This window comes from Staphylococcus nepalensis, assembly GCF_014635045.1.
Classification (GTDB): Bacteria; Bacillota; Bacilli; order Staphylococcales; family Staphylococcaceae; genus Staphylococcus; species Staphylococcus nepalensis.
Genome location: NZ_BMCF01000007.1, coordinates 103,873 through 123,173, shown reverse-complemented (window position 1 = coordinate 123,173; position 19,301 = coordinate 103,873). Strand labels below are relative to the sequence as shown.

Below are 19,301 nucleotides of genomic sequence, written 5' to 3'. Positions count from 1 at the left end.
AAAAGGGGTATACACTTAATTCGGTTTTTTTAATTACAAAAAGATAATTAAAATTTCATAAACTATAAATTTGCTCCTCTTATGAATAGAATGGGTTTATCGATAATGAGGGGGGTAGTCATGGACACGAAAACAAATTTGAAAGCGCTTACTAATCAGGAAGTGCCGCTAAATAATAAGTTTAAAAGTATAGCAAAAAAGTTAATTAATATTAAAGTAGGTGTATTGCCATTACCACTTTATTTAATTTTAGCTGCAATTATATTCGTTGCTTCTATATATAATACATTACCTGCAGACATGATTGGAGGATTTGCTGTAATCATGATTTTAGGTATTTTACTAGGAGACCTTGGCCAAAAAATACCGATTTTAAAAGATATCGGTGGGCCAGCTATTTTGGCCTTGCTTGTCCCATCTATTTTAGTCTTTTTGAATGTGATTCATTCGACTTCTATGGAAGCGGTTACGACGTTGATGAAGACGTCTAACTTCTTATATTTCTATATTTCTTGTTTAGTAGTTGGAAGTATTTTAGGTATGAATAGCAAAGTATTAATTCAAGGATTTACGCGTATGTTTGTGCCTTTGCTAGCGGGAACAGTTCTAGCAGTTACTGCAGGTTTATTTGTTGGTTTATTGTTAGGTTATGATATAAAACACACATTATTTTATATCGTTGTTCCTATTATTGGTGGTGGTATCGGTGAAGGGATTCTACCCTTATCCATTGCGTATTCATCTATATTAGGAGACTCAGCTGAATCATTCGTTTCTCAAATGATTCCAGCAGCCGTAATTGGTAATATATTCGCAGTTGTTACTGCAGGCGTTATGATGCGCGTAGGAGAAAAATATACAAAACTTTCTGGAAATGGAAAACTAGTAAAATCTGAAAGCACTGAGGAAAGTATAGACAATAAAAAAGAAAAAGATAAAGTAATTGATTTCTCACTTATGGGAGCAGGGTTGCTGATTGCTTGTAGTTTCTTTATTGTTGGCACACTTGGTCAAAAATTCATTGGTATACCGGGCCCAGTTATTATGATTCTATTTGCAACGTTGATTAAATGTTTGAAAGTCATGCCTCATAAAATGGAAAATGGCGCACATAATTTATATAAATTTGTCTCTACAAGTTTGACGTGGCCATTAATGGTAGGTCTTGGGATGTTGTACATACCTTTAGAAGACGTTGTTAAAATTGTAACGCCAGCATACGTGGTGATATGTGCTTCAGTTGTATTAACGATGATTATTTCAGGTTATTTTGTAGGTAAATTGATGAAAATGTACCCGGTAGATGCTGCTATTGTCACAGGTTGTCATAGTGGTCTAGGCGGCACCGGGGATGTAGCCATATTATCAGCGTCTAAACGTATGGCGCTCATGCCATTTGCACAAGTTGCAACAAGGATAGGTGGCGTTTCAACGGTTATCATAGCAACATTTTTATTGAAAATTTTAAGTTAAATCATAATAATATATAAGGGGTCACTAACATGTCAGAGAGAAATGAAAATATAGATCCAATCACTTTACATCATGAACATTCAGGTAAAATAGGGATTACAAGTAGCGTAGAGGTTAACACTGAACAAGATTTGAGTGTCGTATATACGCCAGGGGTATCTGAAGTATGTAAAGCCATTACCAAAGATGAAAAAAAAGCAAATACATTGACCGCACGAGGTAATATGATTGCCGTAATTACGGATGGCACGGCTGTACTTGGATTAGGAGACATTGGTCCGAAAGCAGCTATACCAGTTATGGAAGGTAAAAGTATTTTATTTAAACAACTTGCAAATGTAGACGCATTTCCTATATCTTTAGATACAAAAGATACTGAAGCAATTATATCTATTATAAAAGCATTACAGCCTAATTTTGCAGGGATTAATCTAGAAGACATAGCTGCGCCACGTTGTTTTGAAATTGAAAAAAGATTGATTGATGAGCTGGATATTCCAGTGTTTCATGATGATCAACATGGCACAGCTATCGTTGTACTTGCAGCGTTAATTAATGCACTGAAAGTTGTTCAAAAAGAAAGTGATTATGCAAAAATTATTATTAATGGTGCAGGTTCAGCGGGTATCGCAATTGCTAAGTTATTGTTAGAAGCTGGGTATAAAGACATTACGCTGGTTAGTCTAGAGGGCGTCTTGAACAAAGCAGAAACATGGATGAACAAAGCGCAACAAAATATTGCAAGTTGTACAAACCCCGATGACCAAAAGGGGACATTGGATGATGTTATACAAAATGCAGATGTATTTATTGGTGTGTCAGGTCCAAAAGCTTTAACGCAAGCACATGTAAGATCGATGAACGATGATCCGATTATTTTTGCATTAGCAAATCCAACGCCAGAAATATACCCAGAAGAAGCAGTTGGAGCTGGTGCGGCTATTGTTGGTACAGGGCGTTCAGATTACCCGAATCAAATCAATAATTTATTAGCTTTTCCTGGTATTTTTAGAGGTGTGTTAGACGCACATGCAAATGAAATCACCACAGATATGAAAATAGCGGCGGCTAAGGCAATTGCTGACACCATAGGGGAGGAGCAACTAACACCGGATTTTGTCATTCCACATGCATTAAATCCACATGTTGCTCATGAGGTAGCAGGAGCGGTTAAGCATCATGCGAAAAATGGAGAGAAAGTATTGATATAACGTAAAGTTGATATGAAAAACGCTAGAGTTGGTTGCTTTTTATAAATCACCACAATTGCACAAAGAAAGGATGGTTGCTACTGAAATTAAGTATGAGTCATTCCTTTTATAATTGTTCAACTTCCATACAATTTTTTAAGAGAAATAATGGTTCACTTAACCTTTTATATTTAATCGTAAAAACACTCATATGATATGCAAAAGCATAGTACCATTGGTCGGATGATATTGAAATAACTTATAAAAGATGTCACTTATAAATGAGGGAGCCGTATCCAAGTTGTAATCACCTTCTAAATAAGTGAAATTCAAATTTAAAAAAGCATATCATAGCCGTGTATAATGATTGGGCGTGATGTCTGAACGTACATGTACGATTGTTTAAAGTTATTATCAGTTAATATAAGTTATGATAAAATTAAGCATATACTAAATAGACAGTTATCATTTTATCGACCAAAACAGTAACAGTTATAGGCTATATCTTAGCGTATCAGCACATTTGGCTATTATTAGCTGAGCGACGCATATCGTACGTGTGCATTTAATCATAGTTATTACGTTATGATTTAAATAACTAAAAGATAAATAACAATCAAAAAGGAATGTGAATTATGGAAGAAAATAATAACGATTATGAAAATTTGTTGTTTTACTTTGCATATAAAACCTTTGTAAATACAGCAGATGAAATAATCGAAGAATATGGTTTGAATAGACAACACCATAGATTTTTATTTTTTATCGAAAAAGCGCCGGGTATTACAATTAAAGATCTCTTGAAAAGTATGGAAATTTCTAAACAAGGTAGCCATGCAACATTGAAAAAATTGAAGGATGAAGCATTTATTATCGAAAAACAAACCGAAGCGGATAAGCGTGTTAAAGCACTCTATCCTACAGAAAAAGGTACGAAATTAGTTCATGAATTAAATAAAGCACAAAACGATTTGTTTAGAGATATTCAAAAAAAAGTTGGTAATGATTGGTATGCAATTATGGAAGCATTTGCTTCTTATCGTACAGGATTTCAGGAAGTAAAATATCTAAAAGATGATGTAAAAAAATAAATAAAATTAATTTTTAAAACATAGTGGGGCGTCACTATGTTTTTTTATTTGAAAAGGAAAATTCACGATAATTAAGTCAACATTATTGACCTTTATTATTAACCGCGTTATATTTGCAATGTAAGAAATAAAGAGAAAAAGGGGAAATGATTAATGCAAAAACGCGTAGGACAATATTTAATGGACGCGATTAGTGCTGTAGGCGTTGATAAAGTTTTTGGAGTACCTGGAGATTTTAACCTTACCTTTTTAGATGACATTATCCATCGTGATGACATGGATTGGGTAGGTAATACAAATGAATTAAATGCGAGTTATGCTGCAGACGGTTACGCAAGAATGAAAGGTATTAGCGCTATGGTTACAACATTTGGTGTAGGTGAACTCAGCGCTGTAAATGGTATAGCAGGAGCTTATGCGGAGCGTGTGCCTGTCATAGCAATTACAGGTGCACCGACTCGCGAAGTCGAAAAAGCTGGTAAATATGTGCACCATTCATTGGGTGAAGGCACTTTCGACGATTATCGTAAAATGTACAAACACATTACAACAGCCCAAGGATATATTACACCTGAAAATGCACAAGTTGAAATACCACGATTAATTGATGCAGCATTAAATGAAAAACGCCCGGTTCATATGCATCTACCTATTGATGTTGCAGCCCAAAAGATTGAAGTAGAAAAGCCGTACTGTTATGTAACGCCGGAAAAACAAGATGTTTCTAGCTATATTAAAAGAATAGAAGATAAATTGAAAACTGCAAAACAGCCATTAATTATTGCAGGACATGAAATTAATAGTTTTGATTTACATGAAGCACTTGAACAATTTGTTAATCAAACGCACATTCCAGTCGCACAATTATCCCTTGGTAAAGGTGCGTTTAACGAACAAAATGATTACTATATGGGCATATATGATGGTGAGATTTCAGACGATCCAATCAAATCATATGTAAATGGTAGTGATGTTATTTTAAATATTGGCGCTAAACTCACAGACTCTGCAACGGCAGGTTTCTCATATCAATTTAATTTAGATGATGTGATTATGATTAACCATCACAATTTCAAAGTGGATGCATTACATGCAGAAGAGGTGAGACTGACAGACCTCTTAGAAGGGTTGTTAGAAATGGATTATGTCAGTGATGTAAATTATCCACATTATCACGTTTCCGAACATAAAGAAATTGAATTAATTGATCATCCATTAACACAATCAACTTATTTCAAATTAATGCAAAGTTTTATAAAACCCAAGGACATCATTCTTGCAGAGCAAGGTACATCTTTCTTTGGTGCGTATGATTTAGCCTTGTATAAAGAAAATAAATTTATTGGTCAACCGTTGTGGGGATCAATTGGTTACACAATGCCTGCAACGCTCGGTACACAAATTGCAGATAAACAACGCCGAAATTTGTTGTTAATTGGTGATGGCTCGTTACAATTAACGGTTCAAGCATTATCAACAATGATTCGTGAAGGCTTAAAACCAGTTATATTTGTAGTGAATAATGATGGTTACACCGTTGAGCGTAAAATTCATGGCGAAACAGCATCATACAATGATATAAATATGTGGGATTATAAAATGTTACCATTTGTATTTGGTATGAAAGAAGATGATGTCAAAATACACAATGTAACAACAAGTATTGAATTAGAAAAAACATTAAAAGATATTGATGACACTCCGAATATTATGCACTTTGTAGAAGTTCATATGGATGTACACGATGCACCAGCAAAACTCAATGAAATTGCTAAAGCTTTTGCAAACCAAAATAATTAAGAATTTAAAAATTTAATAAGCGCTTTCTTTTAAGTTATAATAATATGACATCATTAGTATCATAGTAGTCTAAATAAGTATTACTGCAAAAAGCATTTAAACAAAGGAGAGATTTTAATGACAGTAAATAGTAAAGATTATATTGATGAGACTTATGGTTTATTTATAAATGGCGAGTTTGTTAATAGTGACAGTGGTGAAACGTTGGAAGTTGTAAATCCAGCCACAGGGGAAACACTATCAAGTATTGCAAAAGCTAATGACGCAGACATAGATAAAGCTGTGGCAGCAGCACAGGAAGCATTTGAATCTTGGCGTTTAACATCTAAAACAGAACGCGCTAATTTATTAAGAAAAATTAGCGATAAAATAATGGAAAACAAAGACAAAATTGCTACGATTGAAACGTTAAATAACGGTAAACCGATTCGTGAAACGGCAGGCATTGATATACCGTATGCTGCAAAACATTTTAATTACTTTGCAAGCGTTATCGAGACACATGAAGGTTCAGTTAATGATATTGATAAAGATACAATGAGTATTGTACGTCATGAACCTATAGGTGTGGTAGGTGCCGTTGTAGCTTGGAACTTCCCAATGTTATTAGCAGCGTGGAAGATTGCGCCAGCTATTGCAGCAGGTAATACAATTGTGATTCAACCGTCTTCCTCTACACCTTTAAGCTTATTAGCGGTAGGTAAGATTTTCCAAGAGATTTTACCTAAAGGCGTCGTTAATATCGTAACGGGTAAAGGTTCAGAATCAGGAAATGCCATTTTCAACCATGAAGGTGTGGATAAATTATCATTTACTGGCTCAACCAATGTGGGATATCAAGTAGCTGAAGCTGGGGCAAAACGTATTGTTCCTGCAACGTTAGAACTCGGTGGTAAGAGTGCCAACATGATTCTGGATGACGCAAACTTAGATTTAGCGGTTGAAGGTATACAACTAGGCATTTTATTTAACCAAGGAGAAGTATGTAGTGCTGGATCACGCTTACTCGTCCAAGAAGGCATCTATGATGAATTAATTTCAAGACTGAAAGAAGCATTTTCAAATATTAAGGTTGGCGACCCATTAGATGAAAATACGCAAATGGGCAGTCAAACGAGCCAAGAGCAATTGGAAAAAATCCAGTCTTATATTGACTATGCAGAAAAATCTAACGCTGACATTTTAACTGGCGGTAAACGTATAACGCGTAATGGTTTAGATAAAGGTTATTTCTTAGAACCGACATTAATAGCAGTTAACGATAATGATCATAAATTGGCACAAGAAGAAATATTTGGACCAGTGTTAACGATTATCAAAGTGAAAGACGACCAAGAAGCAATTAAAATCGCTAACGATTCTGATTACGGTCTAGCAGGAGGCGTGTTTTCACAAAATATTAACCGTGCATTAAATATTGCGAAAGCTGTAAAAACAGGTCGAATCTGGATTAATACGTATAACCAAGTGCCTGAAGGTGCACCATTTGGTGGTTATAAAAAATCAGGAATCGGGCGTGAAACATATAAAGAAGCATTGAGTAATTATCAACAAGTTAAAAATATATTTATTGATACAAGCAATGAACTTAAAGGCTTATATTAAAATGACCAAAACTTATACCACACATATGTATATCTAGATAAATTTAATATGGGTGTTTATTGTGATAAATACAATTAAAAGGAGGGGCCGTATTGCGGTCCCTCCTTTTTAATAGCTAAAAATTTTTATAAAAGCGGGCGCTCATCATTTCAAATTAAAAATTTATTTTCACGAATTTTAATGTTTATATATGGTTGCTATCAACCAAGGAATCACTTCCTGTAATGGGCATCGCTTCAGTAAGTATGATGCGCTTATTAACTTTCATTATCTGTTATTAAAATAAAAGTCATATACCATAAAACCCGACTATTCTTATAGAAATTATAATTTTAATATTGACGTCGTATATAATTTTAGCTATATTAACTAGCATAGATATTTTCAGAAAATTCTATTTATTAAAAATTTGTTATAGAAAATGAATAAAGTCATTCCTGATCTTTATATCCCCTCAACAATGAGTATAAATGATAAAAACAACTACAATATAGGAGGAATAACATATGCCAAACAAGCAGATACATTTTAACGGATTCGTGCAAAACTCGCCGTCTCCACATTCATCTGGATTATGGAAACATGAAAAAGATCAAGGCGCGAATCATAATCAATTAGATTATTGGACAGATATTGCACAAACATTAGAAAGAGGTAAATTTGATTCTATATTTATTGCAGACGTATTAGGAACGTATAGTGTTTATAATGGATCGAGTGATGCTGCAATTAGACATGCAGTTCAGCTGCCTGCGCATGATCCGATACCTATTATTTCTGCTATGGCTGCCGTTACAAAACATATTGGATTTGCGCCAACAATATCTACCACATATGCGAAACCTTATAGTTTAGCTAGACAATTATCTACATTAGACCACTTAACAAATGGGCGATTAGGTTGGAATGTTGTAACTTCTTACTTAGAAAGTGAAGCCATTAATTTAGGTCTTAAAGAAAGGTTGCCAAAAGACTTAAGATACAATAGAGCAGATGAATTCCTCCAGGTTGTTTATAAACTTTGGGAAGATAGTTGGGAAGATGGCTCAGTTGTTAATGATAAAGAAAGTGATATATATGCAGATGCTAACAAGGTACATAAAATTAACCATGAAGGTGAATTTTTTAGTGTTCCTGGGCCTCATTTGGTTGAACCGTCTCCACAAAGAACGCCCGTATTATTTCAAGCAGGCGCTTCAGAAAAAGGTAAAACATTTGCAGCTAAACATGCAGAAGCGGTTTTTACAAAACATACTTCATTAGAATCATTAAAAAACTATGTCAATGATATACACACAAGAGCAGAAAAATACGGAAGAAATAAGGAAGATCTTTTGGTTTTTCCTATGGTGCTTCCTATTATTGGAGAAACTGAAGAAAAAGCCTATCAAAAATATAGAGCATTAACAGAACACATCAGTTACGAAGGCTCAGCTTCATTATTAAGTGGCCACACAGGCATTGATTTTTCTGAATATGACCCAGACCAGTATATAGAAGACATTGAGACCGAAGCCATGCAAGGTAATCTTAATATTTATACTAAAGACCCAAACTATAAATGGACCTTAAGAGAAGCTGTGAAAAACCACGGACTTGGAAATGGCACGGTTAAATTTATAGGAACGAAAGAACAAGTAGCAAATCAATTTGAAACATGGGCGATTGAGGGTGGAGCGGCTGGCTTTAATATCGCTCAGAGTTATTCTCCGGGCACATTTGAAGAGTTTGTTGATGAGGTTATTCCTGAATTACAAAAGAGAGGTTTATATAGAACAGAGTATGAAGGAAGCACACTTCGTGAGCATATGTTTGGCAAAGGTCATAAAACAATAAAAGAAAATCATCCAGCAAAAAATAATAAAAATGCACATATAAATTAAAAAAGGAGTAAAAGCGAATGGATGCAATTTCTCTTTACACATGGATAGGTTTTATATTATTTATGGTAGTCATGATTGCTGTTGGTTATGTGAGCGCTCGTAAAATGAAAAATATTGCTGACTTTGCAACTGGGGGCGGCGCTATTGGCCCTAGAGTACTCGGATTATCATTTGCAGCAACTTATTTAAGTGCAGCAACTTTTTTAGGTTATCCTGGTTGGTCTTATGAATGGGGACTAAATAACTTATGGCTATTTTTAGCCATGTTTATCGGTGGACCCACAGGTGTGTTAATGGTCGCTAAAAAAGTACGAAAATTGAATACAAAGCAAAAATCTTTATCGCTTCCAGATTGGTTGGGGGACTTCTATAATAGTGATATTTTACGTGTAGGTACGGGTATTATCTTACTATTTAATATTTTCTATATCGCTAGTCAGTTTGTTGCAGGCGCAAGGATTTTTCAATATTTACTGGGTATGTCATACTTTGGTGGACTTGTTTTTATCGCAGTTATCGTTGTATTGTACGTTTACGTTGGAGGCGCGCTTGCTGATATTTATACGGATGCTATACAAGTTATCATTATGGCAATTGCAGGTGTAGTGGTCTTTGTTTCCGGTGTTGTCATCTTTTGGAAAGGAAGTATTACAAGTACGTTCTCTGGTATCGTTCATAATCTAGGTAATCAAAATGAAAATTTAGTTAAAGTGTTTAATCCTGACTCTGTACATTTTAACTCTTTTAGCATGGTTTTAGGTGCTATCATCATACAATGGGCGTTTGCTTCTGCGCCTCATTTATTTAATAAGATATTAGGTCTTAAAAATGAAAAAGACTTAGGAAAAATGATCAACACGTATGTTATTGTGACCGGTCTTTGCTTATTAGTGTTGTTCGGGGGCGTATTCAGTCGTGTAGCACTTGGTAATAGTATTGAAACTTCAGATTTAGCGCTTCTTGAATATATTATTTGGGCTTTCCCAGCAGTGATTGTAGCACTTTTTGGCGTGGTTATATTGGCAGCAGCTATGTCAACAACAGATGGCTTATTTGTATCTATTTCCACAGTTTTCGCGAACGATATCTTTTTGAAATTTTTGGTTAAAAGAAAAATTGTTAACGTTAGTGAGGCAAAAGCCAATAAAATTGCATTTCAAATTAGTAAAATCAGTGTGCCTGTTGTCGGTTTGTTATCATTTTTATTAGTATTACAACCTCCAAAACACATGAGTGATATTATGTGGATCGGTATATCAGGTATTGCTGCCGGAACTTTAGGGCCTATTTTACATGCTATTTATGCCAAGCATAAAGCGCCAGCTAGAGCTGCAGAAATGTCTATGTTTGTAGGCTTAGGTTCGTACTTAATTATTTATTTTGGAGGGATTATCCCAAGTACTATGTCAGCAGGTGCAGTAGCAACATTTATAGGTATAGCAACGATTACAATTGCTTCATTTGTAATTAAGGTTAAAGATAATAAAAAATATGCTATAGAAGAAGGTAATAATTAATGTTTGTTAATGAAATGCTAACAATATGGTTGTACGGATTTATAGGAATGTTTATTGCAGTAATCATTGTATTGAAAATTGCATATACAGATAAATAGATAGACGAATTATTTTAAAGGAGAATGCATATGCCACTAATAAAATTAGATATGATTAAAGGTAGAGAAAAGGAAGAAATTAAACGTATTTTAGATATCACTTATGATGTAATGTTAGACGCATTTCAAGCGCCAATTGGTGACAGATATCAGATTGTTAACCAACATGAGGATTATGAAATGCAAATATTAGATACAGGTTTAGGTGTTTCTAGAACGGAACATGTGATTGTATTTACTATAATTACAAGGCCTAGAACAAAGAATCAAAAAATTGAGTTTTATAAAAAGTTAGCAGAAGCATTAAATGAATCATTAAATATACGTAAAGAAGATATAATGATTAGTCTCGTTGAAAATACGGATGAAGACTGGAGTTTTTTCAATGGTAAAGCCCAATTCCTTACAGGCGATTTATAATATGAGAAAACTTAATTTCAATATAGGTGAAGCGTTAATTAACGATATCATGCGATGTAAGCCTTTCAAAAATTAATTCAACGTGTAGTAAGCTAGGAAAAGAACCTTATACAACAAGCCGCCAACAATTAAAATTACATTGTTGGCGGTTAAAATTTTGTATGCATATTTTCATAAATTAACATTAGTAAAGGTATTTCTACTCAATATAATATCTGTGAATATTAAATTATTAATAAATAAAATTAGAGTATTTTTAAAATTTAGAATACATGATATTGACTTTTTTAAAGAAAAGTTCAATAGTATAAAGGCGACTTTAATCATACAGATTTAAGTAAAGTTTAATTTAAGTAAAAGTAACAATAGGTTTAACTATTGTAATATATTTATGAGGTGAAATTGTAGTGTTTAATAGTAGTGAACAATTTACTTTAGGTTTAATTATCACGGTTTATTTTATTTTTTTAATGCTCATGTCTTTATACATAAAAAGAAAAATTAAAACGTATGATGACTATAATATGGCGAGCAGGACTGTCTCCATTATTCCATTGATTTTAACATTCGTTAGCACGGGCGTCGGAGGAGCTACGTTATTAGGCTATATGGAAAATGGATATACATTAGGTATGGGACAACAGTGGATTCATATCACTATGATAAGTGCGGTTATTGTCCTTGCTGTATTTTTCTTGAAACGCATCAGGCTATTAGGAGAACAACATAATATGGTAACCATCGGTGACTATACGGCACTTCGCTACGGGGAATCAGCACGTATCCCTACGGTGCTTAGTTTCCTTTTTGCTTATTGTGCGATGACAGGCATGCAGTTTGTTGCGATTGCTTCTATTTTAAATTTAACGACGGGACTAAATATGACAACTGGAATTATAATAGGATGGATTTTGCTAACGATAAAAACGTATTTGGGCGGCTTAAAAGCGGTCGTTTGGCAAGATGTTGTTCAAGGTCTCATACTTACGGTTGGTATTGTAGTTTTATTTTTTGTGGTGATTTATTATTCAGGAAGTTGGAGTAGTATTCAAGCCAACGCTCAAAATAGTAACCAAAATCAAATGTTAGATTTTCTTAATATTACGCCTAATGAAATTTTAATCTATCTTTTAACATTAGCGTTTTATCAATTTATAAGACAAGATGTTTGGCAACGTATTTGGGTGGCCAAAAATTTGAAAACGGCAAGAAATGGTTACTGGATTTCGATGATTATAGCTGTGTTATTAGGCGCCATGACTGTATTTATTGGTGTATATAGTAAGTTTGGTTTGAATTTAAATATAACTGAAACACCATTGGTCTATTATCATGTTATTCAAGAAGTATTTCCATTTCCTGTAGTCGTAATCATGATTATAGTATTATTAGCAGCAGTCATTTCAAGTGCTGATTCCTTCTTTATTGCAGGTGCTTCATCGATTGCTAACGATATTATAAAACCAAACGTTAAAAGTTTTAGTCAAACGAAAATGCTATTATATAGCAAAATCTCGGTTTTAATCGTATCTGTGATTGCTTTAGTGTTGTCCCTCATGATTCCTGGGTTAGTAGATCTTATGGTCACAGGCACTGCGATGTCCGTGTCAGGTTTGCTAGCGCCTGTAGTTTTTGGATTGTTTTGGCAAAAACCTTCAAAAATGGCAGGTAATATATCAATGTGGAGTGGACTGATATCGGCAGTCGTTTGGCAATTGCTTGGTCATCCGTTTGGCCTCCATCCAATCTTAATTGGACTGCCGCTTTCAACTATAATATTATTACTTGTAACATTATTTGGAAAGAAAGATTACGTTCGTGTTTAAGGTACCCTATATATTATAGATTTGAACGGAAATTCATTATATAAAATCTAAAAATTAAATAGCACATATGCATTCATATACTTAAAGCGTTCAATATTGTTAGATAGACATAATTGAACGCTTTTTCCTATTCAATTTTAAAAAAGCGAATAACTCAAAATGGGTCTACTATCATTTAAGATAGTAGGTGGCATAAAAGTGCATACTTACATCAAATTATATGAGTAATATAATAAAGGTAGGTTAAGATAATCAATAACGAAATATGAAAAGGGGAGAAAGAACAATGGCTAATAGTACTTTACGTATGTTGATGCCACAGTGGCAAGGTGGAAATAATGAGGCAGGATATGCTTTAGGAGCAGAACTCTTATCGTGGTTAGCGCCAAAAAGCGATGACCCTTTAGTAGAGGTACCTATAGAATCAGACCCTGAATTATTAAAAACTGAGGAAGGTGTAGTTGCACGTCAGGCACTATTAAAACAATTGCAATCAGCAGAACATTTAATAGAGCAACATCAACCAGATAATATTGTAATATTTGGTGGTGACTGTTTAGTTGGACAAGCACCTTATGCTTATCTTAATGAACGTTATGGTGGGGATGTCGGTGTGTTATGGATAGACTCGCATGGGGATATTTCATCCCCGAAAGAAATGGAAAATGCCAATACAATGGTATTAGGTAATTTGTTAGGAGAAGGAGATCAAGCATTTGCTGACAAAGTGAAAATGCCATTGAAACCTCAAAATGTTATGTTAGCTGGTATTAAGCCAAAAGATTATGAGGCTGAACGGATTGAAGCATTAGGCATCCAAGTAGCATATCCTGAAGATTTTGAAGGAGATAGTGATATTGTTATAAAATGGATAAATGATAACAGTATTAGACATTTAATCGTTCACTTTGATGTCGATATATTGGATCCAAACCGATTCCGTTCCCAGATTTTTGCCAGTCCAGAACCAATTTCTATCAACTGGGCTGAAGGTGAAATGAATTTGGGGCAAATTGGCAGGCTCATTGACGATGTTTCTAAGCATACCAGTGTCGTTGGTTTAGGTATTACAGAACATATGCCTTGGGATGCTAACGCGTTACGTCATCTATTGAGTAATTTACCATTGTTAAAAAATGAGTAACTAAAGAGGAAGGGATAGAAATCATATTTTTATAAAATGATTTCTTCACTCCAATCCATCAAGTATGTGTAGGAAAAAAGAATACAAAAGCTGAAGTTATTGTATCAATGTCTATTTAAAAGTTGGATATAAGTATATTTGCATTTTTATTGTTTACTGCTAATACGATATTTAAGGTTGAAACATGATTTATGTTTCAACCTTCTTTAGTGTTAAAATAATGTATATGGGTGGTGATTTAATGAGTATGCAAGCATTTCATGGTAAAGTAAAAAATATTGACGATACGCCTTTTGGTTATACAATGTCTATTATCGGTGGTAAATGGAAAATGGTGATTCTCTATTTAATAGCTGAAAATGAAAAGGTTCGATTTAACGCGCTGAAAAGAATGATAGGTACTATAACTTATAAAACGTTAAGTACACAGTTAAAAGAATTGGAAGCAAACGGCATTATAATTAGAACAGAATACCCACAAATACCACCTAAAGTAGAATATTCACTATCAGAAAAAGGCAAATCTTTAATCCCAATTTTAGAAACCATATGTGAGTGGGGACTAGATCATTAAATAGGATGAAAATGAAATGTATTAAAATTTAACTATGCATCTTTTTAATTTATATCAATCAGTTTGACATTTAAATTATAAAAGCCAGAGATCAAAAGAACTAATGCATCTCTGGCTTTATATTGTAATTGATTAAATATATAGTTGTTTTACTAATCATGTGAGTTTACTGTCTTTGGCGTATAATATAGCTTAATATCACAGGTTAAAATTTGGCCGGCATACTGAACGCTATCTGCAGATACTGCTTCAAAAAACATGCTTTACTAAATTTAACAAACTTATATGACAATAATTTTTACCAATGAAAAATGCCATATTAAAACTGGAAAAATTTCATATAATTAATAAATTATTTTAATTCAAAATCTTTAAGCGTTGCGTCAGGGTTTAAAACTTTATCTGGATTGAACTCATTTAAAGATTGATTTGCATGTATTTTTTGAGGTAAAGTATGATTGGCTAAAGCAGCTTTACCAAGCGCAATTAAATCAGCTTCTTTATTTTTAAGCATGCTTATGGCCGTTTCAATATCCTCTAAATGCCCATTTGCAATAATGGGAACATCAGTATGACGTTTAGCGAGAGCAGCTAACGAAAGCGTATTGTCATTGAAAGCAGGTTGCCAAGCTTTATACTCTGTTGTATGGATATAATCAATGCCGGAGTCAGCTAGATTTTCAAAAATAACTTGAGCATCCTTTTCGCCACCTTCCCATTTGTAGTCAAAATCATTTACCTTACTTTGAGAAATACGGATACCCACGATAAAATCCGATGAGACTTCTGACTTAATAGCTGTAATAACTTCTAATATCATTCTGATTCTATTTTCTAATGAACCGCCATAATCATCATTTCTTTGATTGGTATACGTAGTTAAAAATTGATCTAATAAATATCCATTTGCAGCGTGGATTTCAATACCATCAAATCCTGCACATTGAGCATTTTTAGCAGTTTTCACAAAACTTTGTACAACATCCTTTATACCATCAACAGATAAAGCTTCAGGCGTTGGATATTTACCTTCGCCATTATACATTGGGCTTTTTTCTCCTTTAGGCACAATTGAAGAAGGTCCGACAGACGTATAACCAAATGCGTTACCATGTACGAGCGCGCCAGCATGCATAAGTTGAGCAATCATTTTAGAGCCGTTTTTATGCGTTGCATCCACGATATTTTTCCAAGCGTCGATTTGGGTTTGAGTTACAAGACCAGGTTGGTGTTGGTACCCAGGGCTATGTGTTTCATCTATAAAAAGACCTTCAGTAATTATTAAGCCAAAGCCACCTTCAGCAAAAGAACGATAATAATTCAACATCTCAGATGTAGGGATGCCTTTTAATGTAGCGCTAATACGTGTCATAGGTGCGAGAGTTATTCTGTTTTTAACATTTAAAGTATCTAATGGTTGAAAAAACATTCAGTTCTTGACCTCCTCTAATAAATTCAATAAATCCATTTTAACTTTAGTCATGAGTTTAGTAAAATTGAAATCATTGAATCATCTGTTCAATATTTTTGAAGGAGGAACACAAATGGAATTTCGTCAATTAATCACTTTTAAATGTATTGTAGAACATGGCGGTTTTAAAGAAGCAGCGGAGCAACTAGATTATGCTCAATCTACTATAACCACACATATAAAAAATTTAGAAGAAGAACTTGAACACGAATTATTTAATCGCTTAGGTAATCATGTCACACTCACTCATTATGGTGAGAAATTATTACCTTATGTGAAGCAATTACTACAAATCTACTATCAAATTGAGGATTTAGATGATGCACCAAAAGGCCGACTAACTATAGGTATATCGGAATCTTTAATGATATGTAGAATACCAGAAATTTTAGAAATGTATAAAAAAAATTACCCTAAAGTCCAAATTTCTTTGAAGTCCGTAGCACCTAACGATATTAAAGCACATCTTCAAAAAGGTGTTATAGATTTAGCACTTATATTAGAAAATGAAAATTGGCAAAATAAACTTTTTTATATTGAAAAATTAAATACTGAAAGAATGATTTTAGCTTATAGTAATACCAAGCAAAATTTAAATACAGCGCTATATTCAGACCAATTTTGTAGTTATCAACCAATGCTGAAAGAGTACTTTAAAATTAATTCTTGGGACGTACAAGATAGCTTTGAATTTCAAAGCATTGAAGCAATTAAACAATGTGTAGAACATGGGTTAGGTATTTCAATTTTCCCATATTTTTCAATAAAAAAAGAGTTGGAACGTAAACAATTTACTGGAGAAGCAGTAGATGTAAATAACAAAGGTATTGCGACATTTTTGGTCTATCATCAATCTAAGACACTGTCTTCATCAGAAATAGCAATGATTGAAACCATTAAAGATTGTGCTAAAAGATGGTATTGAAAGTGTAAATATAAAACGATATCACTAAAACATTAATAGACACAAGAAAGGAATATAATTTATATAATTATTAAACGGGAATATTAACAAATAATGGTTTTTGGAAAGTGATTTTATTAATAAAACCAATCAAGATGATATTGCCCTTTGAATAAAATGATATAACCGATATAATGGGGGAGAATAACTAGGGAAAAGGTGAATTTAATGAAACAGATAAGCAATCATCATTTAAATAATAAAGCCAGATTAAATCATCAATTTAAATTATCCAGTATCGCACTTATTATGAGTACTACTTTAATTGGATATGGTTTGACCCCAGTATCATCAGCAGAGGCAAAAGATAAGACTGATTTGAACATTGAAACACATTTGGATAACGCACAATCATTAGAAAAACACATTCAAGCAGGTAAAGAAAAAATTGAAAAATTAAAGCATATTAAAGGCAGTCAAAAGCAAGCTGCTATTCAAGACATGACGGATGCTAAAAGTATAGAAGAAGTTAAAGAAATATTGAAAAAAGTCAAAAATGATAACAATGAAACCATCAAAGAACATAAAGAAAATAAAGCATCTGCTAAAGACGAAGGACAAGATGATGCTACTATAGAAGAGGAAAATAAACATACGTCATCTGAAGGCAAGGAAAATGTCGAGTATGCGCTAGATGACCGAAAACAACCAATTGCTAATAAAGAAAATTTTACTCATAGTGAACCAACAGACAATAAAGCCCTAATAAACCAAGATAATAGTCAAGCGCAAACGTCTGATGTGCGTACACCTAGCAAAGATACAAAACAAAACATAGACCAATTGGTTGATGATGTGGTTACCTTGTCTAATAAAGTTGACGGGGGTAAACTAAACGATCGCCCTAAAGTATCACAGGAGGCCAAAGATAGTGAAGAGGAAGGCAATCCAACTACAATCTCAGAAAAGGATAACAACACTGTTGAAGGGAACGACCCAAACAGTGGTGTATTAAAAAATACGTCTTATGCTGAGCATAACCCAACGCCACAATTAGAGGCAATTAAAAAAGATATTGATAAAGTGATGACAAGCCATTCCCAAGCAAAAGATCATTTAGATGATTATGTCGAAAATAAAGCTGCGAATCTACAAACATTAGAATCTAAGCTTTCTGAGCGAGATTCAATATCGGCTGAAAATAAAGAGAAATTGAAGGCAGAAATAAAGGAAACAGAGCAAAGTTTAAAAGAACAAGATGATATTGTATTGAATCATTTAAAATCTGTAGATAATAAAGAACAAGCTGTTAAGAATATTGTTAACGATACATTTGACGAAAAACGTGCCCAATCTATATTGGAACGCATAGATACAGAGGGTAAAACAGACCAACAAATTGCAAGTCAAGTGATTAGCCAGTTAGATGACTTATCTACGACTACGAGTGATGAGATTTTACAATCTATGTTTAATGAAACAACTGATAAAGAAGCGTTAATTAAAACCATATTATCAACACAATTAGACCATACGGATGCATCCGAAATCGCTGAAAAAATCATGCATGACAATCCCACTAATGATCAAATTGTAGCATTAATGAAACATTATTTCGGCGACAATGTTACAAGTGATGATATTTTAGAACAGATATTAGACCAATCTCAAAATAAACGTAAAGCTTTAGAAACGATGTTGGCTACTCAATTAAATGATGCGAAAGCTAAAGCGCTTGCTGATGTTATTGCTAAAAAAGAAGACGCTAAGCATAACTTAGTTGACTTAATGAAATCTGGCGTTGATCAGCAGTTGAATGATTTATTAAAGGTAGATAAAGATATAAGTCAATTTAAAGAGAATATACATGGTATATTCGAACCATTAAAACATACACCAAATCTTTCGAATACATTGAGTGGCAGCTTGTTAGACAAAGATATAGAAACACCGACATTAGGTAACGATGTACAACGCTTTGAAACGCCAAGTTTATTAAGCGGTTTACTCAGTGGCCACAATATATTAGATGGCGTCCGAGATATACCTAACCCTTCACCTGGCCGCGCTTTGTCTCTGGGCGGATCAGAAGGTTTTTTAAGTGGTTTGTTCGATGATGAGGGTAATTTCTCTTTACCTGATGCAGGCACCGTAGCTAAAAAATCAACCATCCCATTTGGCGTTGTATTGCTAGCTGTAGGTGGCGGACTCATATGGTTTGCTAAGCGTAAAAAATCAAAAGAATCGTAAATTATAAATATATGGAACGTGGGCCAGACCGTTCACTATAATATAAGTGAAATGC

General features: G+C 33.8%; 14 protein-coding genes. 13 read left to right on the top strand and 1 reads right to left on the bottom strand.

Annotation, left to right across the window (positions count from 1 at the left end; all coding sequences use genetic code 11):
- The first annotated feature begins 120 nt into the window (after positions 1 to 120).
- The 11 genes from IEU88_RS10680 to IEU88_RS10630 all read left to right on the top strand — a co-directional run bounded on the left by IEU88_RS10680 (position 121) and on the right by IEU88_RS10630 (position 14,621).
- Positions 121 to 1,473 carry a 2-hydroxycarboxylate transporter family protein gene (locus tag IEU88_RS10680; protein WP_103373656.1) on the top strand — a complete coding sequence of 451 codons (1,353 nt, stop codon included), beginning with the start codon at positions 121 to 123 and terminating at the stop codon, positions 1,471 to 1,473.
- A gap of 29 nt (positions 1,474 to 1,502) precedes the next feature.
- Entirely contained in the window at positions 1,503 to 2,684 is a 1,182-nt protein-coding gene (locus tag IEU88_RS10675) for an NAD(P)-dependent malic enzyme (RefSeq protein WP_103373655.1), read from the top strand.
- Positions 2,685 to 3,298: 614 nt separating this feature from the next.
- Positions 3,299 to 3,754 (top strand): MarR family winged helix-turn-helix transcriptional regulator, encoded by a 456-nt coding sequence (locus IEU88_RS10670; protein ID WP_096808075.1) that lies wholly within the window; start codon positions 3,299 to 3,301, stop codon positions 3,752 to 3,754.
- Positions 3,755 to 3,907: 153 nt separating this feature from the next.
- Positions 3,908 to 5,554 carry an alpha-keto acid decarboxylase family protein gene (locus tag IEU88_RS10665; protein WP_103373654.1) on the top strand — a complete coding sequence of 549 codons (1,647 nt, stop codon included), beginning with the start codon at positions 3,908 to 3,910 and terminating at the stop codon, positions 5,552 to 5,554.
- Between the two features lie 117 nt (positions 5,555 to 5,671).
- Entirely contained in the window at positions 5,672 to 7,159 is a 1,488-nt protein-coding gene (locus IEU88_RS10660) for an aldehyde dehydrogenase family protein (RefSeq protein WP_103373653.1), read from the top strand.
- A 506-nt stretch (positions 7,160 to 7,665) separates the two neighbouring features.
- A complete protein-coding gene (locus IEU88_RS10655; protein ID WP_103373486.1) occupies positions 7,666 to 9,042 on the top strand; it encodes an LLM class flavin-dependent oxidoreductase in 1,377 nt (458 codons plus the stop codon).
- A 17-nt stretch (positions 9,043 to 9,059) separates the two neighbouring features.
- Positions 9,060 to 10,559, top strand: a complete 1,500-nt coding sequence (locus IEU88_RS10650) for a sodium:solute symporter family transporter (protein ID WP_103373487.1) — start codon at positions 9,060 to 9,062, stop codon at positions 10,557 to 10,559.
- A gap of 128 nt (positions 10,560 to 10,687) precedes the next feature.
- Positions 10,688 to 11,077 (top strand): tautomerase family protein, encoded by a 390-nt coding sequence (locus IEU88_RS10645; protein ID WP_096808080.1) that lies wholly within the window; start codon positions 10,688 to 10,690, stop codon positions 11,075 to 11,077.
- A 407-nt stretch (positions 11,078 to 11,484) separates the two neighbouring features.
- Positions 11,485 to 12,903: a sodium:solute symporter family protein gene (locus IEU88_RS10640; RefSeq protein WP_096808081.1), complete on the top strand. Its 1,419-nt coding sequence runs from the start codon at positions 11,485 to 11,487 to the stop codon at positions 12,901 to 12,903.
- A gap of 286 nt (positions 12,904 to 13,189) precedes the next feature.
- The gene (locus IEU88_RS10635) at positions 13,190 to 14,047 is read left to right on the top strand and encodes an arginase family protein (RefSeq protein ID WP_103372469.1); all 858 of its coding nucleotides are present in this window, start codon (positions 13,190 to 13,192) and stop codon (positions 14,045 to 14,047) included.
- Between the two features lie 241 nt (positions 14,048 to 14,288).
- Complete coding sequence (locus IEU88_RS10630) at positions 14,289 to 14,621, top strand: winged helix-turn-helix transcriptional regulator (RefSeq protein ID WP_103372470.1); 333 nt, start codon at positions 14,289 to 14,291, stop codon at positions 14,619 to 14,621.
- A gap of 352 nt (positions 14,622 to 14,973) precedes the next feature.
- On the opposite strand, the gene IEU88_RS10625 is transcribed toward IEU88_RS10630, so the two are convergent.
- A complete protein-coding gene (locus IEU88_RS10625; RefSeq protein ID WP_096808084.1) occupies positions 14,974 to 16,050 on the bottom strand; it encodes an oxidoreductase in 1,077 nt (358 codons plus the stop codon).
- 115 nt (positions 16,051 to 16,165) lie between these two features.
- Between IEU88_RS10625 and IEU88_RS10620 the strand changes: the two genes are divergently transcribed.
- Together IEU88_RS10620 and IEU88_RS10615 are read left to right on the top strand one after the other, a co-directional pair.
- The gene (locus tag IEU88_RS10620; RefSeq protein WP_103372471.1) at positions 16,166 to 17,017 is read left to right on the top strand and encodes a LysR family transcriptional regulator; all 852 of its coding nucleotides are present in this window, start codon (positions 16,166 to 16,168) and stop codon (positions 17,015 to 17,017) included.
- Positions 17,018 to 17,224: 207 nt separating this feature from the next.
- Positions 17,225 to 19,246, top strand: a complete 2,022-nt coding sequence (locus IEU88_RS10615) for a hypothetical protein (protein ID WP_103372472.1) — start codon at positions 17,225 to 17,227, stop codon at positions 19,244 to 19,246.
- Positions 19,247 to 19,301: the final 55 nt, after the last annotated feature.